This window comes from Cellulomonas sp. Leaf334, assembly GCF_001424195.1.
Classification (GTDB): Bacteria; Actinomycetota; Actinomycetes; order Actinomycetales; family Cellulomonadaceae; genus Cellulomonas.
The window spans coordinates 190,299-217,270 of record NZ_LMOO01000005.1 but is presented as its reverse complement, the minus strand read 5'-3'; the positions used below and the strand labels follow the sequence as shown (position 1 = coordinate 217,270).

26 protein-coding genes are annotated in these 26,972 nt (G+C 72.9%); 13 read left to right on the top strand and 13 right to left on the bottom strand.

Annotation, left to right across the window (positions count from 1 at the left end; all coding sequences use genetic code 11):
• Positions 1 to 6: 6 nt before the first annotated feature.
• Positions 7 to 804 (bottom strand): HAD family hydrolase, encoded by a 798-nt coding sequence (locus tag ASF78_RS11460; RefSeq protein WP_056589123.1) that lies wholly within the window; start codon positions 802 to 804, stop codon positions 7 to 9.
• Positions 801 to 2,066 carry a serine--tRNA ligase gene (serS, locus tag ASF78_RS11455; protein ID WP_056589121.1) on the bottom strand — a complete coding sequence of 422 codons (1,266 nt, stop codon included), beginning with the start codon at positions 2,064 to 2,066 and terminating at the stop codon, positions 801 to 803. Before serS ends, ASF78_RS11460 begins: the two co-directional genes overlap by 4 nt.
• Positions 2,067 to 2,287: 221 nt before the next feature.
• Between serS and ASF78_RS11450 the strand changes: the two genes are divergently transcribed.
• Entirely contained in the window at positions 2,288 to 3,442 is a 1,155-nt protein-coding gene (locus tag ASF78_RS11450; protein WP_056589118.1) for a diacylglycerol kinase family protein, read from the top strand.
• 23 nt (positions 3,443 to 3,465) lie between these two features.
• Here ASF78_RS11450 and pheA read toward each other — a convergent pair whose 3' ends face one another.
• Complete coding sequence (pheA, locus tag ASF78_RS11445; RefSeq protein WP_056589116.1) at positions 3,466 to 4,413, bottom strand: prephenate dehydratase; 948 nt, start codon at positions 4,411 to 4,413, stop codon at positions 3,466 to 3,468.
• Positions 4,414 to 4,503: 90 nt separating this feature from the next.
• Between pheA and ASF78_RS11440 the strand changes: the two genes are divergently transcribed.
• Positions 4,504 to 6,807 carry a hypothetical protein gene (locus ASF78_RS11440; protein WP_200940595.1) on the top strand — a complete coding sequence of 768 codons (2,304 nt, stop codon included), beginning with the start codon at positions 4,504 to 4,506 and terminating at the stop codon, positions 6,805 to 6,807.
• A 2-nt stretch (positions 6,808 to 6,809) separates the two neighbouring features.
• Here ASF78_RS11440 and ASF78_RS11435 read toward each other — a convergent pair whose 3' ends face one another.
• Both ASF78_RS11435 and ASF78_RS11430 read right to left on the bottom strand, forming a co-directional pair.
• Positions 6,810 to 7,550: a glycosyltransferase family 2 protein gene (locus tag ASF78_RS11435; RefSeq protein WP_056590760.1), complete on the bottom strand. Its 741-nt coding sequence runs from the start codon at positions 7,548 to 7,550 to the stop codon at positions 6,810 to 6,812.
• A gap of 201 nt (positions 7,551 to 7,751) precedes the next feature.
• Entirely contained in the window at positions 7,752 to 8,576 is an 825-nt protein-coding gene (locus ASF78_RS11430) for a DUF5926 family protein (RefSeq protein ID WP_056589113.1), read from the bottom strand.
• A 127-nt stretch (positions 8,577 to 8,703) separates the two neighbouring features.
• Between ASF78_RS11430 and pgm the strand changes: the two genes are divergently transcribed.
• The gene (gene pgm, locus ASF78_RS11425; protein WP_056589110.1) at positions 8,704 to 10,377 is read left to right on the top strand and encodes a phosphoglucomutase (alpha-D-glucose-1,6-bisphosphate-dependent); all 1,674 of its coding nucleotides are present in this window, start codon (positions 8,704 to 8,706) and stop codon (positions 10,375 to 10,377) included.
• A 55-nt stretch (positions 10,378 to 10,432) separates the two neighbouring features.
• Here the strand turns inward: pgm and ASF78_RS11420 are convergent, their stop codons facing one another.
• A complete protein-coding gene (locus ASF78_RS11420; protein ID WP_056589108.1) occupies positions 10,433 to 10,729 on the bottom strand; it encodes a GNAT family N-acetyltransferase in 297 nt (98 codons plus the stop codon).
• A gap of 57 nt (positions 10,730 to 10,786) precedes the next feature.
• Between ASF78_RS11420 and ASF78_RS11415 the strand changes: the two genes are divergently transcribed.
• Together ASF78_RS11415 and ASF78_RS11410 are read left to right on the top strand one after the other, a co-directional pair.
• Complete coding sequence (locus tag ASF78_RS11415; RefSeq protein ID WP_082494996.1) at positions 10,787 to 12,100, top strand: MFS transporter; 1,314 nt, start codon at positions 10,787 to 10,789, stop codon at positions 12,098 to 12,100.
• Positions 12,097 to 13,035, top strand: a complete 939-nt coding sequence (locus ASF78_RS11410; protein ID WP_056589106.1) for a phosphotransferase family protein — start codon at positions 12,097 to 12,099, stop codon at positions 13,033 to 13,035. Before ASF78_RS11415 ends, ASF78_RS11410 begins: the two co-directional genes overlap by 4 nt.
• 5 nt (positions 13,036 to 13,040) lie before the next feature.
• Here the strand turns inward: ASF78_RS11410 and ASF78_RS11405 are convergent, their stop codons facing one another.
• On the bottom strand, positions 13,041 to 13,436 hold the full coding sequence (locus tag ASF78_RS11405) for a VOC family protein (protein WP_056589103.1): 396 nt from the start codon (positions 13,434 to 13,436) through the stop codon (positions 13,041 to 13,043).
• A gap of 58 nt (positions 13,437 to 13,494) precedes the next feature.
• Between ASF78_RS11405 and ASF78_RS11400 the strand changes: the two genes are divergently transcribed.
• The 3 genes from ASF78_RS11400 (at position 13,495) to ASF78_RS11390 (ending at position 16,770) form a co-directional block, all read left to right on the top strand.
• Entirely contained in the window at positions 13,495 to 14,082 is a 588-nt protein-coding gene (locus tag ASF78_RS11400) for a TetR/AcrR family transcriptional regulator (RefSeq protein WP_056590758.1), read from the top strand.
• 60 nt (positions 14,083 to 14,142) lie between these two features.
• Positions 14,143 to 14,949, top strand: a complete 807-nt coding sequence (locus ASF78_RS22785) for a hypothetical protein (protein WP_056589098.1) — start codon at positions 14,143 to 14,145, stop codon at positions 14,947 to 14,949.
• A 63-nt stretch (positions 14,950 to 15,012) separates the two neighbouring features.
• Positions 15,013 to 16,770, top strand: a complete 1,758-nt coding sequence (locus tag ASF78_RS11390) for a pyruvate dehydrogenase (RefSeq protein WP_056589097.1) — start codon at positions 15,013 to 15,015, stop codon at positions 16,768 to 16,770.
• A 95-nt stretch (positions 16,771 to 16,865) separates the two neighbouring features.
• On the opposite strand, the gene ASF78_RS11385 is transcribed toward ASF78_RS11390, so the two are convergent.
• Entirely contained in the window at positions 16,866 to 18,149 is a 1,284-nt protein-coding gene (locus ASF78_RS11385; RefSeq protein ID WP_056589094.1) for an MFS transporter, read from the bottom strand.
• A 278-nt stretch (positions 18,150 to 18,427) separates the two neighbouring features.
• On the opposite strand from ASF78_RS11385, the gene ASF78_RS11380 reads away from it, so the two are divergent.
• A complete protein-coding gene (locus tag ASF78_RS11380; RefSeq protein WP_369816323.1) occupies positions 18,428 to 19,009 on the top strand; it encodes a gluconokinase in 582 nt (193 codons plus the stop codon).
• On the opposite strand, the gene ASF78_RS11375 is transcribed toward ASF78_RS11380, so the two are convergent.
• The 3 genes from ASF78_RS11375 to ASF78_RS11365 are packed head-to-tail and all read right to left on the bottom strand — an operon-like array spanning position 18,969 to position 20,648.
• Positions 18,969 to 19,796, bottom strand: a complete 828-nt coding sequence (locus ASF78_RS11375) for an SRPBCC domain-containing protein (RefSeq protein WP_056589091.1) — start codon at positions 19,794 to 19,796, stop codon at positions 18,969 to 18,971. The genes ASF78_RS11380 and ASF78_RS11375 overlap by 41 nt on opposite strands.
• A gap of 40 nt (positions 19,797 to 19,836) precedes the next feature.
• Entirely contained in the window at positions 19,837 to 20,328 is a 492-nt protein-coding gene (locus ASF78_RS11370; RefSeq protein ID WP_056589089.1) for a DUF427 domain-containing protein, read from the bottom strand.
• Positions 20,325 to 20,648, bottom strand: a complete 324-nt coding sequence (locus tag ASF78_RS11365) for a hypothetical protein (RefSeq protein WP_056589086.1) — start codon at positions 20,646 to 20,648, stop codon at positions 20,325 to 20,327. The genes ASF78_RS11370 and ASF78_RS11365 overlap by 4 nt, the downstream gene beginning before the upstream one ends.
• A gap of 121 nt (positions 20,649 to 20,769) precedes the next feature.
• On the opposite strand from ASF78_RS11365, the gene ASF78_RS11360 reads away from it, so the two are divergent.
• From ASF78_RS11360 to ASF78_RS11350, 3 genes are all read left to right on the top strand, one after another.
• Positions 20,770 to 22,134: an APC family permease gene (locus ASF78_RS11360; protein WP_056589083.1), complete on the top strand. Its 1,365-nt coding sequence runs from the start codon at positions 20,770 to 20,772 to the stop codon at positions 22,132 to 22,134.
• Between the two features lie 17 nt (positions 22,135 to 22,151).
• Positions 22,152 to 23,210 carry a DMT family transporter gene (locus tag ASF78_RS11355; protein WP_056589075.1) on the top strand — a complete coding sequence of 353 codons (1,059 nt, stop codon included), beginning with the start codon at positions 22,152 to 22,154 and terminating at the stop codon, positions 23,208 to 23,210.
• Positions 23,211 to 23,359: 149 nt separating this feature from the next.
• Positions 23,360 to 23,920 (top strand): hypothetical protein, encoded by a 561-nt coding sequence (locus tag ASF78_RS11350; RefSeq protein WP_156374143.1) that lies wholly within the window; start codon positions 23,360 to 23,362, stop codon positions 23,918 to 23,920.
• A gap of 5 nt (positions 23,921 to 23,925) precedes the next feature.
• Here the strand turns inward: ASF78_RS11350 and ASF78_RS11345 are convergent, their stop codons facing one another.
• Together ASF78_RS11345 and ASF78_RS11340 are read right to left on the bottom strand one after the other, a co-directional pair.
• On the bottom strand, positions 23,926 to 24,216 hold the full coding sequence (locus ASF78_RS11345; RefSeq protein WP_056589069.1) for a hypothetical protein: 291 nt from the start codon (positions 24,214 to 24,216) through the stop codon (positions 23,926 to 23,928).
• Between the two features lie 36 nt (positions 24,217 to 24,252).
• Positions 24,253 to 25,176: a pseudouridine synthase gene (locus ASF78_RS11340; RefSeq protein WP_056589066.1), complete on the bottom strand. Its 924-nt coding sequence runs from the start codon at positions 25,174 to 25,176 to the stop codon at positions 24,253 to 24,255.
• Positions 25,177 to 25,372: 196 nt separating this feature from the next.
• Here ASF78_RS11340 and ASF78_RS11335 point away from each other — a divergent pair, with 196 nt between their 5' ends.
• Entirely contained in the window at positions 25,373 to 26,839 is a 1,467-nt protein-coding gene (locus ASF78_RS11335; RefSeq protein WP_056589061.1) for a Fic family protein, read from the top strand.
• Positions 26,840 to 26,972 lie beyond the last annotated feature (133 nt).

Genomic DNA, 26,972 nt, shown 5'->3' with positions numbered 1-26,972 from the left:
CGAGGTTCAGGTCAGCAGACTGCGCAGGACCGCGACGGCGCCGTCGTCGGAGATCGTGCCCGTGACCTCGTCGGCCGCCGCGCGGACCGACTCGGACGCGTGGCCCATCGCGACACCGCGGGCCGCCCAGCGGAGCATCTGCACGTCGTTGCCGCCGTCGCCGACCGCCACGGTCGCGTGCGGCTGCACACCCAGGTGCTGGCGGACCTCCTCCAGCGCGCTCGCCTTCGACACCCCGCCGGGTGTCAGGTCCAGCCACGCGGACCAGCCGACGGCGTACTCCACCTCGTGCAGCCCGACGCGCTCCACCAGCTCGTGGAAGAGCTCCGGGGTGCTGCCGGGGCTGCGGATGACGACACGGGTGGCCGGCGTCGCCGTCAGCTCCTCCCAGGACACGACCTCGAGGTCCCCGGACAGCTCGCCGTCGGGGAAGTCGGCGGACACCCGGAAGCCGAGACCGAGGTCCTCGACGGCGTACAGGGCGTCAGGCAGCTCCAGCGCGATGGTGCGCAGCGCGGGGCCCGGGTCGAACGTGACCACCCGGACGATCTCGTAGCCGTTGTCCGCCGCCGGGTCCAGGCGCGCGGTCACGGCGCCGTTCGAGCAGACGACCCACCCCTCGGTCAGCCCGAGCTCCTGCGCGACGGGCGCGGCCGAGTGCACGCCGCGGCCGGTGGCCAGCACGACGTGCAGGCCCGCGTCCCGGACGGCGCGCACCGCGGACCTGACCTCGTCGGAGATCACGCCGTCGTAGGACATGAGCGTCCCGTCGACGTCGAGGGCGACGAGGCGGCAGCGGGTCATCGCACGGGCTCCAGCACCTCGAGGCCGCCCAGGTACGGGCGCAGCCCCTCCGGGACCCGGACCGACCCGTCGGCCTGCTGGTGGTTCTCCAGGAGCGCGACGAGCCACCGTGTCGTGGCCAGGGTGCCGTTCAGGGTGGCGACCGCGCGCGTCGACCCGTCCGCGGTGCGCTCGCGGACGCCGAGGCGGCGGGCCTGGAACGTCGTGCAGTTCGACGTCGACGTCAGCTCGAGGTACCGCTCCTGGCTCGGCAGCCACGCCTCGCAGTCGAACTTGCGGGCGGCGCTGGAGCCCAGGTCCCCGGCGGCGGTGTCGATGACGCGGTACGGCAGCTCGGCGAGCGCGAGCATCTCCTCCTCCCAGCCGAGGATGCGGCGGTGCTCGTCGGCGGCGTCCTCGACGGTCGTCCAGCTGAACGCCTCGACCTTGTGGAACTGGTGCACCCGGATGATCCCGCGGGTGTCCTTGCCGTAGGAGCCGGCTTCGCGCCGGTAGCACGCCGACCAGCCGGCGTACCGCTTGGGGCCGGCCGACAGGTCGAGGATCTCGCCCTGGTGGAACCCCGCGAGCGCGACCTCGCTGGTGCCGACCAGGTACAGGTCGTCGGCGGGCAGGTGGTAGACCTCGTCGGCGTGCGCACCGAGGAAACCCGTGCCGGCCATGACCTCGGGCTTGACCAGGGTCGGTGTGATGACCGGCGTGAACCCGGCGCTCATCGCCTTGTCGACGGCCGCGTTCAGCAGCGCGAGCTCCAGGCGGGCGCCGATCCCGGTCAGGTAGTAGAACCGCGCACCGGACACCTTGGCGCCGCGCTCGGTGTCGATGGCTGCGAGGCCCTCACCCAGCTCCAGGTGGTCGCGCACCGGGAAGTCGAACGCGGGACGCTCCCCTACGTGCTTGAGCACGACGTAGTCGTCCTCGCCGCCGACGGGCACGCCCTCCTCGACGATGTTGGAGATCTTCCGGCTCAGCTCCGTCGCGGCGGCCTCGGCGGCCTCCGCGTCCGACTGCAGCGCCTTGACCTGCTCGGCCAGGTGCTTGCCCCGGGTCAGCAGCGCGTGCTTCTCGTCGCCCTGCGCCTTGGCCACCAGCTTGCCCAGGGACTTCTGCTCGGCCCGGAGCGTCTCGAACTCGGTGACCGCAGAGCGTCGGCGCGCGTCGGCGTCGAGCACCTGGTCGACCAGGTGGGGGTCGTCCCCGCGAGCCGTCTGGCTGGCACGGACAAGGTCGGGATCCTCCCGCAGGAGCCGCAGATCGATCACCCGAGAACCCTACCGACCCGTCCGGCCCGGCCCGGACGCCCCCCTGCGCCCACCGACGGCCGCGAGCCCGCGCGTTCGCCGGCTGGCGCCGAGCGCGGCAGCTCCCGTCGAGCGCGCCAGCTGCAGCTATCGCGCTCGACACGAGGTGCCGCGCTCGCGGGCATGGCGGCGCCGGCGGACGAGTCGGGACGGGTCGGGCGGGTGGGCCGTAGATTCTGCCCATGACCTGGGAGGCGTGGGTGGCCGTGTGCGCGGCCGTCGTGGCTCTCTCGTCCCTTCTTCTCGTGGGGATCCTGTGGCTGCGGCAGCGTGAGCTGCGGCGACGGATCGAGTCGCCGCGGAGCGGTCGCGGTGCGCGGGAGCTCCGGCTCGCGCGCGACGTCGAGGCCACCGGGCAGCTCGTCGCGTTCGTCGCCAACCCCTCCAAGCAGGACGTCCCCGCGCTGCGGACGTCGGTGCTCGCGGCGTGCGCGGAGCAGGGCCTGCCCGAGCCGCTCTGGTTCGAGACCACCATCGCCGACCCCGGCGTCGGCCAGACGCGCGCCGCGGTCGAGCGGGGGGCGGACGTCGTCGTCGCGATCGGTGGGGACGGGACGGTGCGCGCGGTGGCCGAGGGGCTCGTCGGCACCGGGGTGCCCATGGGGCTCATCCCGCTGGGCACGGGGAACCTGCTGGCCCGCAACCTCGACCTGCCGCTGAGCGACCCGATGGCCGCGCTGCGCACCGCGCTGGAGGGCCGGGACCGGACGATCGACGTGGGCTGGTTGCGGGTGCACCGGTGGCAGTCGGAGATCGACGACCCGGTCGTGGACGCCGCTGAGGCGCTGCCCGACGAGCTGCCACGAGACCACATCTTCCTCGTCATCGCCGGCCTCGGGTTCGACGCCGCGATGGTCGCCGACACCGACGAACAGCTCAAGGCGCGGGTCGGCTGGATCGCCTACTTCGTGTCCGGCATGCGGCACCTGCACGGCCGCCGCACCCGCGTGCACGTCCGGCTCGACGACCAGCCGATGACCTCGACCCGGCTGCGCAGCCTGCTGATCGGCAACTGCGGCAAGCTCCCCGGCGGGATCACGCTCCTGCCGGACGCCCTGCTCGACGACGGCTGGCTGGACATCGCGGCGATCGACACCCGCGGCGGGATCGCGGGCTGGGCGCAGCTGTTCGGCGAGGTGATGCTCCAGGGGGCGGGCGTGCGCAACGACCTGCCCGCCAAGATCGGCCGGATCGACCACACCCGGGCGCAGGAGGTCCGCGTGGTGGTGCAGGGCGGCGAGCACGTGCAGGTGGACGGCGACATCGTCGGCCGGGTCACCGAGCTGTCCGCGCGGGTGGACCACGCGGCCCTCGTCGTGCGGGTGCCAGTGCTCTGACGCGGAACGACGTCAGGTCACTGTCAGGTCGCCGTGCCGCCGCGGACCGACTGCAGCCAGGTCCGTGCACCGACGAAGTCGGTGTCGGTGGTGCCCACGTGCACGGTCGGCTCGACGGCGTCGGCGCGCGGGTAGGAGCCGAGGAACCGGACGTACGGGCAGCGGCGGTGCAGGCCCATGACGGCCTCCCCGACGCGCTCCTCGGTGATGTGCCCCTCGGCGTCGAGCGAGAACGAGTAGCGACCGAGGGCGTCGCCGATCGGCCGGGACTCGATCCGGGACAGGTTCACGCCCCGCACCGCGAACTGCTCCAGCATCGCCAGCAGCGCACCGGCCTCGTTGTCGGGCAGGTGGACGACGAGGGTCGTCTTGTCCGCGCCCGTGGGCGGCGGCACCGAGCCGGGGTGGCCGACGACGACGAACCGCGTCTGCGCCGAGACGTTGTCGGCGACGTCCGCGGCGAGCGGGACCAGACCGTACGACTCGACGGCCGCGGGCGGCACCAGCGCGGCGTCGAACCCCAGCTCGGCCCCGCCGGCCGCGATGAGCGCCGCGGGGGCGGTGTTCGACGTGGCGGGGACGTGCACGACGGCCGGCAGGTGACGCGCCAGCCAGCGCCGGCACTGCACCCACGCGTGCGGGTGGGCGGAGATGCGTCGGACGTCCTCGAGCCGGACGCCGGGCGCGGCCGCGAGCGTGAACTGCACCGGCACGAGCATCTCGCGCACGATCACCAGCGGGTCGCCGCCCGCGAGGCTGTCGAGCGTCGCGGTGACGCCACCCTCGACGGTGCTCTCGATGGCCACCACCGCGAAGTCGGCGTCGCCCGTCCGGACGGCCTCGATGGCCGACGACACGTCGGACACCGGCAGGTCGACGCAGTCGCCGACGGCCGCGACCTGACGCAGGGCCGCCTCGGTGAACGTGCCGGCCGGACCCAGGTACGCGTACCGCGGTAGCCCCTCGGACATGGCGTCCCTCCCGTGCAGATGATGTGCACGCTGCACGGATACCCCGCAGCGCCGCCGGGGTCGAGGGTAGTGCGCCCGTAGGCTGGAACGGTGCTGACCCCTGCCCGCCCGCGCGCGTCCGTGCTCCGCGGTGCGGTGCTCACCCTGGTGCTGAGCCTCGCGGGGATCCTGTTCGCGACCCCCGCGCAGGCTGCCGACGAACCGCCCGTGCTCCTGGTCGGCATGACCGGGGTCCGCTGGGACGACGTCACCACGCTGACCACGCCCGCCCTCTGGAGCCTGTCCCGCGAGGGCTCGGTCGGTCTGGTCGCCGCCCGGAGCGTCGCGTCCCGGTCCTGCCCCGCGGACGGGTGGCTGGCCGTGTCGTCCGGCACCCGCGCGGCGGACGTGCGGGCCGACGACGGCACGTGCCGCACCCTGCGCGACCCGGGCGAGAGCGGCGAGGTCCCCGGCTGGGACGACTACGTGACCGCCGCCGAGGCCGAGTCCTACGGGGCCCAGCCAGGGTTCCTCGGGGACATGGTCGCCGAGGCGGGCATGCCCGCGACGGGCATCGGTCCGGGTGCCGCGATCGCCCTGGCCGACGCCGCCGGCATCCCCGTCGGCACCCACGAGACCCTCCCGGCGACGAGCAGCGCCCTCACCCGCGCCGTCCGCGACGCCCTCGACGGGTCCCGGCTCGTGGTCGTCGACGCGGGCACCCTGCGCGACCCGGGGTACGCGACGACCCCCCGCCCGAGCACCCCCCAGCCCACCCCGACCGCGCCGGACGACGCGCTGGAGGAGCCGTCGCCGCCCGAGGTGTCGACGCCGGACGCGATCATCGAGCCGTCGCGCGCGATCCAGGCCCAGGTCATCGACACCCGCATCGGCGCCGCGATCGCCGGCGCCCAGCGGTCCGGCGCGACCGTCCTCGTCGTCTCCCTCGCCGACTCCGGCCGCACCTCGCTCCAGCTGGCGGCCGCGACCGGGCTCGCCCCGAACGGGGAGCAGTACGTCGACAGCCTGCTGACGTCCGGGTCCACCCGGCAGGCCGGGCTGATCCAGACCGTCGACGTCACCCCGACGCTGCTGGACGGCATCGGGCTCGACAACAGCGCGGCGTCCCTGAGCGGCGCCGTGATCCTCCCCGGCCCGGCCACCGGCACCGCCACCGCACGCGTCGACCGGATCCTCGACGTCCAGCGGCACGCCACGATGGTCACGCGGGTCAGCGGCGCCTACTCGGCACGGCTCGTCCTCATCCAGGCGGTGCTGTTCATCGCGGCGGCGATCATCCTGACCCGCACCGGCCGGTCCGACCGCCCGCCGCTGCGGCCCGCCCTGCGCGTGCTGCGGATCTCGGCGCTCGCGCTCGCCGCCGCCCCGGTCGCGTCCTTCCTCACCAACACGATCCCCTGGTGGCGTTCCGACATGCCCGTCGCCGCGTTCTGGTGGGTGCTGCTCGGGTGGGTCGCGCTCATCACCACCGTCGCCGTGGTCGGTCCCTGGAGACGCAACCTGCTCGGGCCGGCGGGCGTGGTCGCCGGGGTGACCGTGGCCGTGCTCGTCGTCGACGCCTGCACGGGCTCCACGCTCGTCATCGACTCCCCCATGGGCGCCCACCGGCTCCTCGCCGCGCGCTTCTACGGGATGAGCAACCAGGCGTTCGCGCTCCTGACGGCCGCCGGTCTGCTGCTCGCCGTCGCCATCGCCGACCCCCTGCTGCGGCGCGGTCGCCGAGGGATCGCGACCGCCGTGGTCGCCGGGCTGGGCCTGCTGATCGTCGTCGTCGACGGGGCCCCCGGGCTCGGCAGCGACTTCGGTGGCCCGCCCGCGCTGATCCTCGCGTTCGCGATGCTGACCATCGTCGTGAGCGGCCGGAAGGTCAGCTGGAAGTCGGTCGCCCTGATCGGGCTGGTCGGCGTCGTGGTCGTCGGCGGGTTCGCGGTGCTCGACTGGATGCGCCCGCCGGCCGACCGCACCCACCTGGGCCGGTTCTTCGCGACGGTCCTCGACGGCGGCCTCTGGGACGTCGTGGGTCGCAAGATCGCCGTGAACCTGCGCGTGCTGACGTCGTGGCGCTACCTGGTCACCGCCATCGGCGGCATCGCCCTGACGTGGCTGGTCGTCGTCGGGGGACGCCCGCGGCGCGGCGAGATGATGGGCCAGGGCCCGCTCGCCGGGCTGACCCGCGCGGTCCCGCTCCTGCGACCCGCCGTCGCCGCGATCACGGCCGCGCTGACCGTCGGGTTCCTCATGAACGACTCGGGCATCGTCGTCCCGGCGACGGGCATCGCGCTCGCGGTCCCGTGCCTCGTCGCCGCGGCGGCGCAGTGGCGGCTCGGGGCTCCGGACGGCGGGCTGGACGAGCCCGCGCTGGAGCCGGCGAAGGAGCCGGCGCCCGCGGACTGACGTCAGCGGTGCGTCTGCGGCGGCTTCTGCACGGGGGTGACCGTCCGCTTCACGGCACCCGCGGCACGACGCACCCGACGGGCGTTGACCGCCAGCTGCACGTCCCGGTACTGCGCGGCGCGGTGGAGCTGACCTTTCAGGTCCGAGCCCGACGGGCGGTGCTTCAGGTCGCACGGGACCTCGACGACGCGGAAGCCGCGGCGCAGCAGGTCGATCGTCATCCCCGTCTCGACCCCCCAGCCGTGGGCCAGGGGGGTCGCCGCCTCGAACGCCTCACGGGTCAGGCAGCGCATCCCCGACAGCGGCTGCGTCGGCGTCCACCCCGTCATCGACGTGATGGCCCGGCGGGCGGCACCGACGACGATCCCGCGACCACCGGCGCCCGGCTGCGGCGGGATCAGCGCGATGGACAGGTCGGCATGCCCCTCGAACACGGGCGGGACCAGCGGCGCCGTGTTGACCGCGGTCTCGCCCAGGTCGCCGTCGATGAACAGCAGGATCCGCGGCTGGCGGTCGGGGGCGTCCCGCATGGCCACGACGGCGGCACCCGTCTCCATCGCGGCCGCCTTGCCGCGGTTGTGCGAGTGCCGCACGACGACCGCACCCGCCTCGCGCGCGACGTGCTGCGTGTTGTCCTCGGAGCCGTCGTCGACCACGAGCACCAGGTCCACGTGCGGGATGGCGCGGGCGGAGCGGACGGTCGCCGCGATGCGTCGGGACTCGTCCTTGGCCGGGATGATCACCGCGACGCGCTGGCGAGCCTTGTGCGCGGCCGCCTTGCGCGCGTCGACGGCTGCCTTGCGCGCCGCGACCGACGGGGTGGGGACCGTGTCCACCGACTCGACAGGAGGGGTCGGGACAGCGGTCTCCACCTGGTCGTCGGCGGGCTTGCCGCCCTTGCGCGTCACGTCGGCCACCCTATCTTTCCGAGCGGGTCCTGCAGGTCAGCGCAGGGTGACCTGCCGGGCCACCAGACCGGCCCGCGCGCGCCGCTCGTTCGCGTCCAGCGGCGTCGTGTCCGCGAGCGCGGCCTCGAACCGGGGCAGGAAGTCGGCGACGGGCTTCTCGATGTCCTCGGCCTCCGACCCCTTGGCCAGCTCCCAGACCGGCACGACCAGGCCGGCCGAGCGGAAGTAGCCGACGAACTTGGCGCCCTCGAAGCCGGACTCGCGCTTCGCGTGCAGGCGCGCCAGGCCGTCGAGGACGACCTGCTCCTCGTGCGGCTGGGCCCAGCGCAGGAACTCGCGGGCGCCCATCCGGCACCAGTACGCGGCGTCGGCGGAGGCGAGCTTGACGGTGTCGATGATGCCGCCGTCGGCCTCCTCGATCGCCGCCTGCAGGTCGGGGGTGCGCTCGGTGTCCGGAGCCAGCCAGTACGCGAACGAGTCCTGGACGGTGACCTCGAACGGCACGCTCAGGTCCAGCACGTCCTGGAGGCGCGGGCCGGGCTCGGGCAGCCCGATGGTCTCGACGGCGGTGCCCGCCTCGACCTCGATCGCCTCGAGCAGCGCGTGCGCGAGGTCGCGGCTGACGTCGTTGGAGCTGCTCGTGGTCTGCAACGCGAGCAGGACCAGACCGTCGGAACGGTGCAGCGCGGGCCAGCTGGTCGGGAGGACCGTGGTCACCAGCACGTCGCGGGCGCCGTACTTCTTGGTGGTCCGGGCAGTCGCGGTCGCGGCGGGGACGAGCTCCTTGAGCGCGACCCAGTCGGGCTCACCGGGGAGCCCTTCGAACGGGCGCAGCACGAAGTCGGACGAGTTCTTGGCCATGCGGGAAAGGCTACCGGTCCCGCCCGGACGAGCCGTCCGCGGCCGCGTGTCCGAGAGCGTGACGACGTCGTGGCGACGAGCGACATCGGGGGGTGCGCCCGCACCGGGCGTAGGGGAGGATCGCGACATGGACCCGCGCGCCGGAACACCTGCCCAGCCGTCCGACCTCGTCGACCTGGATGCCCTCACCGGCGCGTACTACGACCGGGAACCGGACCTGGACGACCCGTCGCAGCGGGTCGCGTTCGGCACCAGCGGCCACCGCGGGTCGGCGCTGGACACCGCGTTCAACGAGGCGCACATCGTCGCGATCACCTCCGCGATCGTCGAGTACCGACGCGACCAGGGCACCGACGGTCCCCTGTTCATCGGCCGGGACACGCACGCGCTGTCCGACCCGGCGTGGCGGTCCGCGCTCGAGGTCCTGGCGGCGGCGGGCGTCGAGGTGCACGTCGACGCACGCGACTCGTGGACGCCGACGCCCGGCGTCTCGCACGCGATCCTGCGGCACAACGGCGCGGGGTCCTCCGAGGGGGTCCGGACGCAGGGGCCAGGCCTGGCCGACGGGATCGTCGTGACCCCGTCGCACAACCCGCCGCGCGACGGTGGCTTCAAGTACAACCCGCCGCACGGCGGCCCCGCGGGGTCGGAGGCGACCGGGTGGATCGCCGACCGCGCCAACGAGATCCTCGCGTCGGGCTGGAGGTCGGTCCCGCGCGTGAGCGTCGAGACGGCGCTGGCGGCCGACACCACCCTCAAGCACGACTACCTCTCGTCGTACGTCGCGGACCTCGCCAACGTCATCGACGTCGACGCCATCCGGTCCGCGGGCGTGCGGATCGGCGCGGACCCGCTCGGCGGCGCGTCGGTCGAGTACTGGGGGGAGATCGGCGAGTTCTACGGGCTCGACCTCACGGTCGTGAACCCGACCGTCGACCCGCGCTGGGCGTTCATGACGCTCGACTGGGACGGCAAGATCCGGATGGACTGCTCGTCGCCGTACGCGATGGCGTCGCTGGTCAGCCGTATGGCGGGTGACCCCGCACCGTTCGACATCGCGACCGGGAACGACGCCGACTCGGACCGGCACGGGATCGTCACCGCCGACGGGCTGATGAACCCGAACCACTACCTCGCGGTCGCCATCGCGTACCTGTACGGCGGGGCGCGTCCCGGCTGGCCGGCGGGGACGGCGATCGGCAAGACGCTCGTCTCGTCGAGCCTCATCGACCGGGTGGCCGACAAGCTGGGCCGGCGGCTGCTGGAGGTCCCGGTCGGGTTCAAGTGGTTCGTGCCCGGGCTGGTCGACGGGTCGGTCGGGTTCGGTGGCGAGGAGTCCGCGGGGGCGTCGTTCCTGCGCAAGGACGGGACAGTGTGGACCACCGACAAGGACGGCATCCTGCCCGCGCTGCTGGCCTCCGAGATCCTGGCGACCACCGGCAAGTCGCCGTCGGCCCACCACCAGGACCTCGTCGCGGAGTTCGGGCAGTCCTGGTACGCGCGCGTCGACGCCGCGGCGTCCCGCGAGGAGAAGGCGACGCTGTCGCGGCTGACCCCCGACCAGGTGACCGCGACGTCGCTCGCCGGCGAGACCATCACCGCGAAGCTGACCAACGCGCCGGGGAACAACGCGTCCATCGGCGGCCTCAAGGTCACGACGCAGAACGCGTGGTTCGCCGCCCGGCCGTCCGGCACCGAGGACGTCTACAAGATCTACGCCGAGTCGTTCGTGTCCGCCGAGCACCTCGCGCAGGTGCAGGCGGAGGCGAAGGACGTGGTCTCGGCAGCACTGGGCGCCTAGCGCGCCCACCCACCAGCAGGAGGCCCCGGGGTGACCGCTCCCCTGGGGTCTTCTCTCACTTCGGCGCGCCGCGCACCAGGTCCTGGTACTCGGGGTGCCGACCGAGCCACGCCTTGACGTACGGGCAGAACGCGACGACGTCCCGGCCGCTCGCCCGGACCGCGTCCAGGGCACCGTGCACCAGCGTCGACGCGATGCCCTGACCCTCGAACCTCGGGTCCACCTCGGTGTGCGTGAACACGACCGTGGTGCCGATCGTGTCGTACACCGAGAAACCCAGCAGCTCGCCGTCGGGGGCCCGCGCCTCGAACCGGTGCTCGGCGGGAGCGTCGCTGACCTGCACGTCCGTCATGCCTGAATGGTGGAGCACCGCGCGGCCGTGCGGAAGAGCGGATGACACACTGGCTGCATGCTCCAGCCGTACCGCGACGTGCTGACGCGTCCCGGGGCCCTCGCGTTCTCGGGCGCCGGCGTGCTCGCGCGGCTGCCGATGTCCATGGTCGGCATCGGGATCGTCCTGATGATCTCCACGCTGTACGGGTCCTACGGGCTGGCCGGCCGGGTGTCCGCGGTCTACGTCATCGCGCAGGCGATCTGCTCCCCGCAGCTGGCGCGGCTGGTGGACCGGCACGGTCAGGCCCGGGTCATGCGGCCCGCCGTCGCGCTCGCCGCCGTCGGTCTCGTCGGCCTCGTCGTCGCCGCCACCACGGAGGCGCACGAGGCCTGGCTCTACCTCACGGCGGTCGTCACCGGGGCGGGCATCGGGTCGTTCGGGTCCCTGGTCCGGGCGCGCTGGGCTCGCGTGCTCGGAGCGGACCCGCACCGGATGCACACCGCGTACTCCCTGGAGTCGGCGCTCGACGAGCTCGTGTTCATCGTCGGACCCGTGCTGGCCACCGTCCTCGCCACGAGCGTCGCGGCGACCGCAGGGCTCGTCGTCCCCCTCGTCGCCATGCTGGTCGGCGGGTACTGGTTCCTGGCCCAGCGCGCCACCGAGCCCCCGCCCGCGCCGGCCGACAGCCCCCGCCCCAAGGGGTCGGTGCTCCGCAAGCCCGGCATGGTCGTGCTGGCCGTCGTCTTCGTCGCGATGGGCTCGATCTTCGGCGCCACCGACGTGGCCACCGTCGCGTTCGCCGAGGAGTCCGGCGCCAAGGGCATGGCCGGGGTCATCCTGGCCGTCTTCGCGCTCGGCTCGCTGATCTCGGGCCTCCTCTACGGCACGCGGGTGTGGAAGCGGCCCCTGTACCTGCGGTTCGCCACCGGGATGGTCGCGCTGGCCGTCGGGGTCTGCTTCTTCTTCCTCGTGCAGTCCCTCGTCGCGCTCGCCGCCGTCATGTTCGTCACCGGGTTCGCGATCGCACCCACGCTCATCAACGGCAACGGGCTGGTGCAGGACCTGGTCCCGCGCGAGCGGCTGACCGAGGGACTGACGTGGGTGGGCACGTCGCTGGGCGTGGGCGTGTCCATCGGGTCGTCCGTGGCCGGGGCGCAGATCGACATCAACGGGTCGCACGCGGGGTTCCTCGTCGTCGTCATCTCCGCCGGGGCCGCCGTCGCCGCGACGCTCGCCGCCCTGCGGACCCTGCGCGGCGACCAGGGTGAGCACGTGCACGACTCCGTGGAGGCCGGCTCGCCGTCCGCGACCGGGGGTGCCGCGGTGGCGGCGTGCGAGGTCGCGGAGTGCGTGGAACCGCAGCGGTCGGTCGGTACCCTCGACGCGTGATCGACGCCCTGACCTTGCTCGTCGCACCGCTCGGCACGCTCGAGGAGGCGGAGCTGCTCACCGGCGGGCAGTTCGCGACGACGTACCGGGTGACCCTGGGCGACGGTGCGCGTGTCGTCGTGAAGACGGCGCCGGCGCGCACCGACCAGCTGCTCGCGTACGAGCACGACCTCCTGCGCGCCGAGGCGCTCGTCTACGGGCTCGCGGCGTCACGGCCCGCGCTGCGGATGCCGACGGTGCTGCTCACCGACTTCTCGCGGACGGTGCTGCCGGGCGACGCGCTCGTCGTCAGCCACCTGCCGGGCGTGCCGCTGGTCGACGCGGGGTTCGGGCCGTCGGACCCGCGGACCGCGCGGGCCGAACGCGAGACGGGTGCCGTGCTGGCGGCCCTGCACGGGATCACGGGACCCGCCTTCGGGTACCCGTGCGGACGGCAGGCACCGACGTGGCGGGAGTCGTTCACGGGCATGGTCGACGAGCTTCTCGACGACGCCGCGACGTGGTCGGTCCCGGTGCCGTCCGCGGCCGTGCGCAGCGCCCTCGAGAGGCACGCAGCCACCCTGTCCGACGTCACGACGCCCGCCCTCGTCCACACCGACCTCTGGGCCGGGAACCTGTTCGTCGACCCGTCCACCGGCGAGGTCGTCGGCGTCATCGACCCCGAGCGCGCGTTCTGGGGCGACCCGCTGGCGGACCTCGTCGGCATCGACCCCATGGGCCGCGAGCCCGGGACGCCCGCCGTGCTGGCGGGCTACGGGCCGATCGACGTCGACAGCCCGTCGGCACGGACCCGGCTCGACCTGTACCGGATGCGGCTGTGCCTGGTCATGATGATCGAGATCACGCCACGGAAGTTCGAGGGCGACTGGGTGGAGCCGCACCGGGCGGCCGTCACGGCGAACCTGCACCGGGCGCTGGAGGCGCTGGCTCCGTAGGTGCGTCAGTCGGCCAGGAGCGCGGGGTCGGTGATCGGGATCGGCTGGATCACGTCGACCAGCACGCCACCCGGGGCGACGAGGATCACGTGCCGCTGCCCGAACGTCTCGGACCGGAGCTCCTGCGCGACCGGCGCCCCACCGCGGGTCACGAGCCGCTCGTGCTCCGCGTCGACGTCCTCCACCTCGATGTTCACCAGGATCCCGGTCGCGGGGGTCCGGTAGCCCGCCGGGATGCTGTCGTGGGAGGCGTCCAGGACCGCGAGCTCGAACGCACCGGAGCGCAGGGACACGTACCAGTCCGACTCGAAGACGGTCTCCAGCGCGAACGCGTCGCGGAAGAACGCCGTCGTCGCCGCCACGTCCGTGCTCATCAGGACGGGATAGATGCTCGTGATCATGAGGGCCTCCCGGTGTAGATTTACATACACAATGTATGTATAGGGAAGGGTGGCACGGGTGGCGCGTGCGACGAAAGAGCAGAGCGAGGTCACCGCGGCGGAGATCCGCAGGACGGCGCGTGCACTCTTCGCCGACCACGGCTACGCGGACGTCAGCCTCGAACGCGTCGCCGAGCTCGCCGGCGTCACCCGCGGAGCCGTCTACCACCACTTCGGCAGCAAGCTCGGGCTCTTCACCGCGGTCGTCGACGACGCGCAGGCGGTCGTCGCCACAGCCGTCGCCGAGGCCGCCCCCGACGACGGGTGGCCCGCGATCGAGGCCGGGAGCCTGGCGTTCATGCGGGCCGTCGTCGACCCCGCCGTCCGCCGGATCCTGCTCGTCGACGGACCCGCGGTCCTCGGCTGGACCACCTGGCGCGCCCTCGACGCGGCGCACTCCGGGCGGCTGCTCACCGAGGGGCTGGGCGCCCTCGACGACCTCGCGGTCGACCCCGCCGCGGCCGACGCACTGCTCAACGGCGCGATGAACGAGGCGGCCCTGTGGATCGCCGCCGGCGGGGACGCCGCGCTCGCGGAGCAGGGTGTGCTGCGCATGATCCGGGCGCTGCGGCGCGGACCGCACGAGCCGGACGCGCCACGGACCTAGGCACGGATACCACCCGCGGACGTCGTCCGGGGAGCGTCCCGGGTGCGTCAGGATGGGCCGGTGCCCCCGCCCCGCCCCCTCCGCGCCGCCGTCGCGACCGTCGCGCTCGTCGCCCTCACCGCGTGCTCCGCGAGCGTCGTCGGCGACCCGGCGCCACCCCCGTCCGCCTCGCCGACCCCGACGCACGCACCGCTGACGTTCGAGCAGGCGGCGGCCGCGCTGACCCCAGCACTCGTCCCCACCGCGACCGTCACACGCTGCGACGAGTACGAGCCGGGCTCCCCCGAGGCGCAGGAGTACCTCGACCAGGTCGCCCAGGAGGTCGCTGCGAGCGGCGGTACGGCCGCGCCCCTGCCGAGCCCGACCCTGCCCCAGTGCGGCAACCCGCTGCTCGGCGACCTGCGGGCCGCGTCCGTGGCAGGCCACGCCTTCGCCCTGGGTGACCCGATCGAGGTCCCCGTCGCGGGCGGGGCGAGCAGGGCGATCGAGGTCTACGAGATGCCCGACGCGGACGCGGCGCAGACCGCCGTCGCGACGGAGGCCGCCGACATCGACGGCTGGGCCGTCGACCAGGAGACGCCCCGGGTGGACAACCCGGACGGCACGTACCTGCCGCGCACCGTCACCTCCGCGGCCGGCGTGGACGAGGTGGACCTGCCCGGCTGGACGGCGTACGTGCTCACGCGCGACGAGGCGTCGTTCCAGGACGACGGCAGCGCCGCCGCTGACCCCTACTCCGCGGCGCACCTCTGGGCCGAGCGCGACGGCCTCGTCGTCCGCGTGCAGGTCGTCGGTGACACCCCGGGCCAGGCCGTCGCGACAGCCCTCGCCACGGCCACGCAGTACCTGCAGGCCCTCAGCGGCTGAGGTGCGACCTCACCGACCCGGGCTGACGATGGGTGGACCGCCCACCACCCCCGGAGGTCACCCGTGGCACGTCGTCGATCGATCGCGGACCTGCTCGTCGCCCAGCTCGTCGCCGCCGGTGCGCGGCACATCTACGGGATCGTCGGGGACAGCCTCAACCCCGTCGTCGACGCGGTCCGACGGGCGCGTGAGGACGGCGTCGACATCGCGTGGGTGCACGTGCGGCACGAGGAGGCCGGGGCGTTCGCGGCGGCGGCGGAAGCCGAGCTGACCGGACGGCTCGCCGTCTGCGCCGGGTCGTGCGGACCGGGCAACCTGCACCTCATCAACGGCCTCTACGACGCGAACCGGTCCCGGGTCCCGGTCCTCGCGATCGCGTCGCACATCCCCAGCGCCCAGATCGGCACGCAGTTCTTCCAGGAGACCCACCCCGACCGGTTGTTCCTCGAGTGCTCGGTGTTCTCCGAGATGATCTCCACCGCCGCGCAGGCGCCGCGCGTCATCCGGTCAGCCATCCACCACGCGTACGGCGCTCCGGGGGTCGCGGTGCTGACGCTGCCGGGCGACGTCGCGGACCTGGAGGCGCCCGACGCCGGCATCGACGTGCTCACTCCGCCGCCCTCGCCGCGGGTCGTCCCCGACCAGGGCGCCGTGCGGGCGCTCGCCGAGGCCATCGACGCCGCGGGCAAGGTGACGATCTTCGCCGGGGCGGGGGTGCGCGGATCACGGACCGAGGTGCTCGCGCTCGCTCGGGTGCTCCACGCGCCCGTCGGGCACAGCCTGCGCGGCAAGGAGCACATCCAGGTCGACAACCCGTTCGACGTCGGCATGTCCGGGCTGCTCGGCTACGGCGCGTGCCAGTCCGCGATGGAGGGCGCCGACCTGCTGCTCCTGCTCGGCACGGACTTCCCGTACGACCAGTTCCTGCCGTCCGGGGTCCGCACCGCGCAGGTCGACATCGAGCCGACCCGGCTCGGCCGGCGGACGCGCAACGACCTCGTGGTGCTGGGCGACGTCGGCGAGACGGTCGCGGCCCTGCTCGCGCTGGTGAAGCCGAAGAAGAGCCACCGGTTCCTCGACCAGATGCTCAAGAAGCACGAGCGCGCGATGAGCGGCGTCGTCGGCGCGTACACGAAGGACGTCGAGCACACCGAGCCCATCCACCCCGAGTACGCCGCGGTCCTGCTCGACGAGGAGGCACCCGACGACGCCGTGTTCACCGTCGACACCGGCATGTGCAACGTCTGGGCCGCCCGCTACATCACGCCGAACGGCCGTCGGCGGGTCATCGGGTCGTTCCTGCACGGGTCGATGGCGAACGCCGTCCCGCACGCCATCGGGGCGGCGCTGTCCGGCGAAGGTCGGCACGTCGTCGCGATGGCCGGCGACGGCGGGCTGTCGATGCTGCTGGGCGAGCTCATCACCGTGAAGGCGCTGGACCTGCCCGTGAAGGTCGTCGTGTTCGACAACGCGACGCTCGGCATGGTCCGGCTCGAGATGCTCGTGGACGGCCTCCCGTCCTACGGCACCGACTCCCCGCCGATCGACTACGCGGCGATCGCGTCGGCCGTCGGGATCCCGTCGGTGCGCGTCGAGAAGCCCACCGAGATCCGGGCCGCGCTGCGCGAGGCGTTCTCCCACGACGGTCCCGCGCTCGTCGACCTGGTCACCGACCCGCGCGCCCTGTCGTTGCCCCCGAAGATCACGCGCGCGCAGGTCTCGGGCTTCACGGCGGCGATGAGCAAGGAGGTCCTGGGCGGAGGGCTGGGCGAGGTCATGGCGATGGCCCGCTCGAACCTGCGCAACGTGCCGCGGCCGTAGGGGTCGCTCGTCCCTCCGCCGAACTCGTCGCTCCCGGCCGAACTCGTCGGTTGCAACGAACGAGTCCGGCGCGGAGGGACGAGTTCGAGAGTGGGTCAGGGCACCGGGTGGCGGGCGTCGTAGTTCCAGAACGAGCGCTGGGAGCGGACCAGCACCCACAGCAGGATCACGCACAGACAGCCGCCGACCACCGCGGCCCAGCCCTCGCCGACCTTCGACGCCGCCCCGCCCAGCAGCGCCTCGCCCAGGCGGGGTCCGCCGGCGACGACGACGATGAACACGCCCTGCAGCCGGCCGCGCATGTCGTCGGGCGTCGCCGTCTGCAGGATGGTCTGCCGGAACACCGAGCTGATCGCGTCGCTGGCCCCGGCGACCACCAGCATGAGGACGGCGATCGCGAGCGCGAGCCAGAGCACCTGGTCGGGGTGCGACCGGCCGGCCAGCACCAGCGTCAGCCCGAACCCCGCGATGGCGAGCCCCCAGACCGTGATGGCGACCGCGATGATCCGCCCCTGCCAGCGGATCCGCGCGAGCCCGCCGGAGAACAGCCCCGCCAGGCCGACGCCGACCGCCGCGGACGCGGCCATCACGCCGGTGGTCGTCGCGCCGCCGCCCAGGTAGACCAGTCCGACCGCCGGGAACAGCACGCGCGGCGACGACGTGATCATCGCGACGAGGTCCACGGCGAACGTCATCCGCACGTTGCGCTGCGTGCCCAGGTAGCGGAACCCGTCGACCACCGAGCCCAGGCCCACGCGCTCGCGACGCGTCTCCGACGGCAGCGGCGGTTGTGCGGGGAGCCGGACGACCGCGAACAGGGCGGCCGTGAACAGGAGGGCGTCGACCGTGTAGGCGACGCCGTAGTCGAACGCCGCCACGAGCGCGGCACCCAGCAGCGGTCCGACCGTGAACGCGACGCTGAACCCGAGGGTCTGCAGGGCGTTCGCGGCGGGCAGCAGCTTCGGGTCGAGCAGCCGCGGGATGATCGCCGACCGTGCGGGCGAGCTCACCGCGAACGCCCCCGACTGCACCGCGACCAGCGCGAACAGCACCCACTCCTGGGTGTTTCCGAGCCACCCCTGCACGGCCAGCCCGATCGTCGCCACCCACGACACCAGCGACGCCACGAGCGCGACCCGACGCCGGTCGTAGTGGTCGACGATCGCCCCGCCGTACAGGCCGAAGACCACCAGCGGCACCAGCGCGCACAGCCCGAGCAGACCGACCGATGCCGTCGACCCCGTGATCGAGTACACCTGCAGCCCGACCGCGACGACCGTCAGCTGCGCCCCGAGGTTCGAGACCGCCAGCCCCCACCAGAGCCGTCGGAACGCCGGACTGACGCGCAGCGGCGTGGTGTCGACGACGAACGAGGGCATCGGACGAGTTTAGTTGCCCGAGCAACGCGTCCGGTCCGGGCTTGCCTCTTGTCGCTCGGCGCCGACCTCGTCGGTTGCGGCCGAACTCGACGTCGCGGCCGAGCCCTTCAGTTGCGCGAACTCGTCAGTTGCGGCCGAACTCGTCGGTTGCAACAGACGAGTTCGGCGGCGAGGGACGAGTTCGGCGGCGAGGGACGAGTTCGGCGGCGAGGGACGCGGTCGGCGCGGAGGGACGAGTTCGCCGCGGGATGTCGTGGAGGCGTGCGAGGGTGGGCGGCGTGAGCAGCCTGCCCGAGCACCTCGTCGTGATGGGGGTGTCCGGGACCGGGAAGTCGACGGCCGCGCTGCTCCTGGCCGAGCGGCTGGGGCGGCCGATGGTCGAGGGCGACGACCTGCACCCGGCGGCGAACGTTGAGGCCATGCGGGCGGGCCGGGCGCTCACCGACGCCGACCGCGGTCCGTGGCTGCGGGCGATCCGGGACGCGATGTCAGCAGCGGGCGGACCGACCGTCGTGACGTGCTCGTCGCTGCGTCGCTCGTACCGCGACCTCCTGCGCACCGCCCACGGTCGTGTGCGGTTCGTGCACCTGGTCGTGCCGCCCGAGGAGCTGCAGCGGCGGCTCGCGGTGCGGACCGGTCACTTCATGCCGGCGACGCTCCTGGCCAGCCAGCTGGCGACGCTCGAACCGCTGGGTCCCGACGAGGACGGGGTGGACGTCCCGGTCGCCGGCCCGCCGGACGCCATCGTCGACGAGGCCCTGCGTCTGCTGCGGACGTCGACGGGCCGGTCGCCGCAGCGACCGGCCCGTGACGACCCGCTCAGGCCTCGAGGGACGAACCCGTCTCCAGGAGCGTCTTGAGGTCCGACAGGATCTGCGGCCAGCCGCCGCCGAACTCGGGCAGGTCGCCGGAGACGAGCGACGCGGTGCGCGGGGCACCGGTCACGTCGTGGAGGACGGTCAGCTGGGTGATCCCCGCGCCGCGCTCCTCGAGCTCGTAGGTCAGCCGCGTGAACCCCTCGGCGCGCGCCTCGTCGTCCCAGAGCGTGCGCCAGGTGAGCACGAGGCGTGAGCCCTCGACGACCTCCTGCACCTCGCCGTCGAGGATCGGCTGGTCGGCGGCGACGCCGTAGGCGACCATGTCCGCGGACGGGAACGTGGCGGCCGCGCCGCCGGGGGTGAGGTCGAACGTCGACGCGCTCTTGTAGCCGTACCGGGCGTTCCACTCGGGCGAGGTGATGGCCTTCCACACGGTGGCGGTGTCGGCCTTGATCCAGATGCGGTTGACGAGGACGGTCGTGGTGGCCGTGTCGGTCTGCGTGGTCATGGTGCTCTCCAGGGCTGATTTGAGGTCGGTCAGCGCGTGCAGGCGCTCGGCGCCGAGCACGTCGTACTTGTCGATCCACCGCTCGTGGATCAGCTGGATCGGGACGGCGTTGAGGAAGTGGAGCTTCTCCCGCCCTGATCGTCGGGGGACGACGAGGCCCGCCTCCTCCAGCACCTTGAGGTGCTTCATGACCCCGAACCGGGTCATGTCGAGGCCCTCCTCGAGCTCCGTCAGCGTGCGGCCGTCACGCGTGTAGAGCTGGTCGAGCAGGTGGCGACGGGTGGCGTCCGCAAGTGCCTTGAACACCAGGTCCTCGTCCATGCCGACCACGTTAGGTGACCAATTGGTCACATGTCAACGGTCACCAGCCGCGGGAGCCCGGAGATCCCTTGAACGGTCCGACGACGCGCGACGTGATCCAACCTCCGTAGAACTCCCCGGCCTGCGGCTGGACGACCTCACCGTCCACCGTGCAGCGCAGGTCACGGGCGTACAGGGCGACCCGGTCGGTGAGGACCTCGTACCCCGGGAGGGGCCGGGGGTACGTCCAGCCGACGCGCGACAGCAGCCGGTCACCCACCCGGACCGACACGTACGACGCGACACCCTTGAACTCGCACACCGACGCACCGACCGCACCCTCCAGCACGCCCGGCTCGAACGCGTCGAACGGCAGGTAGTACACCGGCGGGTGGCTGGTCTCGAGCACGCGGACGGCGTCGGTGGTCGTCGCGACGGGCAGACCGCCCAACGTCACGGCCACGAGCTCGGGCGTCGTCTCCACCCGGGGCGGCCGCGGGTAGTCCCAGACCGACTCCTGCCCCGGGGCGACGGGCAGCGGGGCAGGTCTCACCGTTGCCCGGGGTTGGCGTCGTCCGCGTCGAGGATGGGCTCCACGACGGTCGGCGACGCGTCGTTCGTCGGGTACTTCGTGGTCGACGACGACACCGCGCTCTTGGCCGAGTCCACGGCCTTCTCCCAAACCGCGGCGCCCTGCTTCTTCGCGAACGCGGCCGCCTGCGCCTCGTACTCCTGCACGTGCTCCTGCACGCGCGGGTCATGCCAGACGTCCACGGCCCAGACCTTCATCTTGTCCAGCTGCCGACGCCCGGAGGGAGTGCCGAACAGGTACCCCGCGGTGACGCCCGCCACGAACACGACTCGCTTGATCATGCGCAGTCCTCCCGATCTCGGCTGAGTGTCCGAGCGTAGGCAGGGTTCCGCGTCGACGCGCGGCGGGCGGGTTCCGGCAGAACACTGTGCGGAAGGCGGGTCCACGAGCCAGGGGGCGACGATGAGCGAGCAGAAGGTCATGTACACCCCGTTGAAGCGCACCATCGGCCGCAAGGTGCTGATCCTGTTCGTGGTCGGCGACATCCTCGGCGCCGGGATCTACGCGCTGACCGGGAAGATCGCCGCGGAGGTCGGGGGCGCGATCTGGCTGCCGTTCCTGTGCGCGTTCGTCCTCGCCGGGCTGACCGCCGCGTCGTACGCGGAGCTCGTCGGCAGGTTCCCGCAGGCCGCCGGCGCCGCGCTGTACGCGAACCGTGCGTTCAAACGCCCGTTCCTCACGTTCATGGTCGCGTTCGCCGTGATGATGTCCGGCGTCACCAGCGCGTCCGCGGCGGCCCGCGCGTTCGGCGGCGACTACCTCGCGGAGTTCTACACGGTCCCGACGCTGGCCGCCGCGTGGGTCTTCCTGCTGGCGATCTCCGCCGTGAACCTCCTCGGCATCTCGGAGTCGGTCCGCGTCAACGTGGTGCTCACCATCGTGGAGGCGACAGGGCTGCTGGTGATCCTCGCGATCGGGGCGTGGGCCCTGGTCAGCGGCGACGGCGAGCCGGCCCGCACGCTCGAGCTCGAGACCGAGGGCGCTCCGCTCGTCGCCGTCCTCGGCGCGACCGCCCTCGCGTTCTACGCGCTCCTCGGCTTCGAGGACTCCGTCAACCTGGCCGAGGAGACGCAGAGACCGCGTCGGGACTTCCCGCGCGCGCTCTTCGGGGGCCTCGCCGTCGCGGGCGTCATCTACCTGGGCGTCGCGTTCACCACGTCGATGCTCGTGGACACCGAGACGCTCGCCGAGTCCACCGGTCCCCTCCTCGAAGTGGTCAAGGTGGCCGGCCTGACGTTCCCGCCCGGGCTGTTCGCCGTGATCGCGCTGCTCGCGGTCACCAACACCGCGCTCATCAACATGATCATGGCGTCGCGGCTCGTCTACGGGATGTCCAGCGAGGGCATCGTGCCGAAGGTGCTCGGCCGGGTGCACAAGACCCGCCAGACGCCGTACGTGGCCATCGCGTTCACCGTGCTCATCGCCCTGACCCTGGTGAGCACCGGCGACCTGGCCGGGCTGGCCGACACGACGGTCCTGCTCCTGCTGCTGGTGTTCGTCGTCGTGAACATCTCCGTGCTGGTGCTGCGCAAGGCGCCCGACGACGAGCCCGCCGAGGGCGACGACGGCCCCTCGTTCCGCGCCCCCACATGGGTGCCGGTGGTCGGTGCGCTGGTGTCGCTCGTGCTGGCGTCCCCGGTCACGGGCCGCGACGCCGACGTCTACCTGCGCGCCGGGCTGCTGCTCGGCGTCGGCGTCGTGCTGTACGTGATCAACCGGCTGGTCGTCGGCAAGGTCGACGCGGACCCGGCGAGGCTGAAGGGCTGACGCGCGATGATGGGGCCGTGACCGACTCGTCGCGCGGCCTGCGGAACGCAGGGGTGCGCGCCGCCCTGCTGGCGGCCGTGCTGTTCGGCGCCAGCGCGCCCCTGGCCAAGCTCCTGCTCGGCGAGGTCAGCCCCTGGCTGCTGGCCGGCCTGCTCTACGTCGGCGCCGGCGTGGGGATGTGGACCTGGCGGCTCGTCCGACGAGCACCCCGGGTCCGCCTCGCCCGCCACGAGGTGCCGTGGCTCGCCGGGGCCGTCGTCGCCGGCGGGATCGCCGGACCGGTGCTGCTGATGTTCGGCCTGGCGTCGATGCCGGCGTCCGGGGCGTCGCTGCTGCTGAACGCGGAGGGCGTCCTGACGGCCGTGATCGCGTGGGTCGTGTTCCGCGAGCCCGCCGGCCGACGCGTCGTGCTCGGGATGCTCGCCATCGTCGCCGGGGCCGTCGTGATCGCCGTACCGACGGGGCAGGCGCAGGTCACCAGCGTGTGGCCCGCGCTCGCGGTCGTCGGTGCGTGCGCGTGCTGGGCGCTCGACAACAACCTGACCCGCAAGGTCTCGCTGACCGACGCGACCTGGCTCGTCGCCGTCAAGGGCTCGGTCGCCGGCCCGACGAACCTCGTCCTGGCGCTCGTGCTCGGCGCCCAGCTCCCCACCCTGCGCGCGACCGGGGCCGCCCTGGTCCTCGGCTTCGTCGCGTACGGGTTGAGCCTCGTCCTGTTCATCGTGGGGCTGCGCCACGTCGGCACCGCACGCGCCGGCGCGTACTTCTCCGTCGCACCGTTCTTCGGTGCCGTCCTCGCGGTCGCCCTCGGTGACGCGGTGACCCGGCAGCTGGTGGTCGCGGGTGCGCTGATGGCCGTCGGGACGTGGCTGCACCTGAGCGAGGAGCACGGCCACGAGCACACCCACCACGCCGTCACGCACGACCACTGGCACACCCACGACGACGGCCACCACGACCACGAGCACCCGGAGCCCGTCGGCGCGGGCGTCCGCCATCGGCACGTGCACACCCACGACGCGGTCACCCACACCCACGAGCACTACCCCGACGCCCACCACCGTCACGACCACTGACGCGCGACGGCCTGCTGGTCCCTGCGCCTGCTCCGAACGGGTGAGCCGTACCGTCGGCGACCCGCACCTCACCTACTCTTCGAGCGCTCGAGATCTGGGAGGGACCCGTGCGCCGCAGGACCAGGACGATCCTGGTCACCGTCACCGCCGTGGCTGCGACCGCCGTCGCCGCGACCGCCGCCATCGCGCTCTGGCCGACGACGCGGCCCGGTGGCGACCCCGCCCTGTGGCCGGTCGAGACGCTCACCGCGGACCCGGCCGTCGCGCTGCCCTACGTGCTCCACGTGACCCCGGCGGACTGTCCGGGCCTCTCGCTCTCCTCCCCGGTCCCGGAGGACAGCCGAAACGTCCCCGGCTCAGGCTCCTTCACGGTCGACCTCGGCGGGTCGCACTACGCGTTGGCGGTCTGCCTCGGAACCGTCGAGGAGACCGGTGGGGCACGTCGCTCGGTCGCCGAGCACATCGGGGCTGATGACGTTCTCGAGGACGCCGTCGTGTGGAACCGGAACGCGACGCTCGTCGACGCCCCGTACGGCGAGCTGGTCCGCGTCGACCGCGCGTACGCGGCGACGAGCCCACCCCGGCTCACCGACTGGCTGGTCGACCACGGCGGATACACCTACGCCGTGGGGTACCTCCACCCGGACGACGACACGGGCCGCTACCGCGACGTCGAGGCCATGCTCGCGTCGGTGACCTGGGACCAGTAGGACTCCTACGGCTGCCGCGCGAGGGTCTCCCCGTCGAGGACGACGTGCACCGGGGCGCCGGGAGCCGCCGGGACGAGGCTCGCGAACGTCCCGTCGACCTGGAACACCGTCCGGTCGCTGCCGACCACGACGACGAGCTCCCCCACGCCCGAGCCGTGCACCGTGACCCCGCCCGGACCGGTCACGATGGCCGCGTCGGCGCGCTGGGGCGGCGACGCGACGAGCGCGACGAGGACGACCACGAGGACCGCGAGCACCAGCACGGCGTACCGCCGGGACAGGGCACTCAGGCCCACGGCGCACCTCCTCGCTCGCGACGAGCGTAGCCGCGGTCAGTCGACGGCGGACAGGGGGAGGCGTCGGACGCTGCGGAACCGGCGCGCGCTGCCGTCGACGGGGTCGGTGAACGCGACCTCCCCGGCGAGCAGCTGCAGCGGGCGGCTGAAGTCGTCGACGTCGACCTCCCGCACCACCGGGTACAGCGGGTCGTCGACGATCGGGATGCCGAGGCCGTCCAGGTGCACGCGCAGCTGGTGGGTGCGACCCGTGCGCGGCGTCAGCCGGTAGATGCCGCGACCCTCCACCGTGGACTCGAGCTCCACGAGCGTCTCCGCGTTGACCGGGGCGCCCGGCACCACCTCGGCCTGCCACGAGCCGCGCTCCTTGCGCAGGTGGTTGCGCACCACGACCGGGAACGTCAAGTCCTCGCGCAGCGGCGCCAGCGCCCAGTACGTCTTGTCCACCGCACGGTGCTCGAACAGGCTCTGGTACGGCCCGCGCCACCGGGGCTCCGTCGCCATCATGAGTAGACCGGACGTGACCCGGTCCAGGCGGTGCAGCGGCGACAGCTCCGGCAGCCCCAGCTCGGCGCGCAACCGGACCACCACGCTCTGCATGACGTGCCGGCCGCGCGGGATCGACGACAGGAACGGAGGCTTGTCGACGACCACGAGCCGCTCGTCGCGGTGCACCAGGTGGATCGGCGCCGTGACCTCCGGCTCGTGCCGCAGGTCGCGGTGGAACCACACGAACCGGTGCGGCGCGTACGGGTCGTCCTCGCGCACTTCGCGGCCGTCCTCGTCGACGAACCGCTCCCCCGCCAGCATCGCGGCCACGTCGACGTGCTCCGGCAGCCGGTCCCGCAGCCATGCGCCCATCGTCGACCACTCGTCCGCACGGGAACGGTCGCGGTCGGGGGTGCGGAGCCGGGCGGCATCGAGACCGTGCCGGGCGGGCAGCGGCGATCTGGGGGGCACCCGCCGATGCTAGGCGTGCGACGGACGGCGGTGCCCACCGACGGCGCCGGGCTCGCACACGACATGGGGAGGAGTCGGGTCGGACGTCATATCCCGCTCACGATGACGCGCAGATCCTCTATTCGGCACTAAGTAACCTTATTCGGCACTTTCGAGTAACCTGGCGTGACTATTCGACACTTCTGGGAGGGCCCACATGACGTTCCTCCGCGCTGACGCCCCCGGCGTCCGCGCCGACGCCCGGGCGGGGCGAGTCGCACGCGTCACTCGTGGGCTCTACACCGACGACCTGACGACGCCCCTGGACGAGCAGGTCGAACGCGGCTGGGTACAGGTTGCGTCCATCGTCGTACCGGGCGCAGTCATCACTGCCCGCTGTGGGCCGACGGGACGTCCCGCCGACGGCGTCCTGTTCGTCGCGGCTGGACGAACCCGCCCCTTGGCCCTGCCCGGGCTGACCATCGTGACCGTTCCCGGCCCAGGCCCTCAGCCCTCCGACATCCCTGTCACCGGCGACCTCTGGTGGGCATCCGAGCCGCGCTGGCTCGTCGACAACGCACGCGACAGCCGTTCGATCGACGGTCGGCCAGCGGCGACCCTGAACCGTGCCGAGCTGCACGAGCACATCGCCCGCATCGTCGGCACCCGCACACGTCAGCAGGTCGACCGCATCATGGATGCAGCCGACGAGTACTCGACGAGCGCCGAGCTGCACGACCAGGGCAAGTCCGTAGCCGTGTTCATCGAGTCCGCTCGAGGTGAGCGACCCACGGTGGGCACCGACTCGCCCGCGATGCTTGCCGCGCAGACCGGGCACAACGTCGACGCCGCCCGACTGGAGACCTTCACGACGGTTGCCTCCTACCTGGCCGGCATCGCACCCCAGGTCCTGCCCGCCGGCCCGGTGGGTGTCGCCCCGTTCTTCGAGGCGTACTTCTCGAACTTCATCGAGGGCACCGAGTTCACCGTCGAGGAAGCACGAGAGATCGTCGAGGGTGGACACATCCCCGAGGAGCGCCCCGAAGACGCGCACGACGTCCTCGGGACGCACGCAGCGATCATCGATCCGACCCTGGCCGGCGCTGTCGCGAGCAGCCCGACCGAGTTCGTCGAGCTCGTCCGTGCGCGCCACCGCCTCGTCATGGAAGGTCGCCCGACCAAGCTGCCGGGCCAGTTCAAGGACCGGATGAACCGGGCGGGCAGTACCGAGTTCGTCGCCCCGCACCTGGTCGACGGGACGCTTCGGGAGGGCTGGCGGATCGGGCAGGAGCTCCTCGACCCGTTCGCGCGGGCGGTCTTCGCGATGTTCCTGGTGTCCGAAGTGCACCCATTCATCGACGGGAACGGGCGCGTCGCGCGCCTCACGATGAATGCCGAGCTGACTGCCGCGACCGAGACCCGCATCGTGCTGCCGACGATCCTGCGCTCGGACTACATGTCTGCGTTGGTCAAGACGACCGTGCACGCGACACCGATCGGGCTCGTCACTGTCCTCGGCTTCGCCCGGCGCCACACGGCGCAGATGAACTACTCGACCTTCCCAGGCGCAGTGCGGATGCTGACCGCCACCAACGCGTTCGACGACGCCCGCGAGGCCGAGCGCGCAGGGCGGTCGCTGCTGCTGCCGACTGCACTCGACGCGGCCTGGCGGTATGGCGACTGACGCCGCAGACCACCGTCGCACGGAACAGGAGCAACGAGAGGACGACAACCAGCCTCAACCGTCTGATGGAACATGCCGCTTGCTTGAAGTGCGGCCGTGATCGTCCCCGTCGCAGAGATGAGCCGGCTTCGCG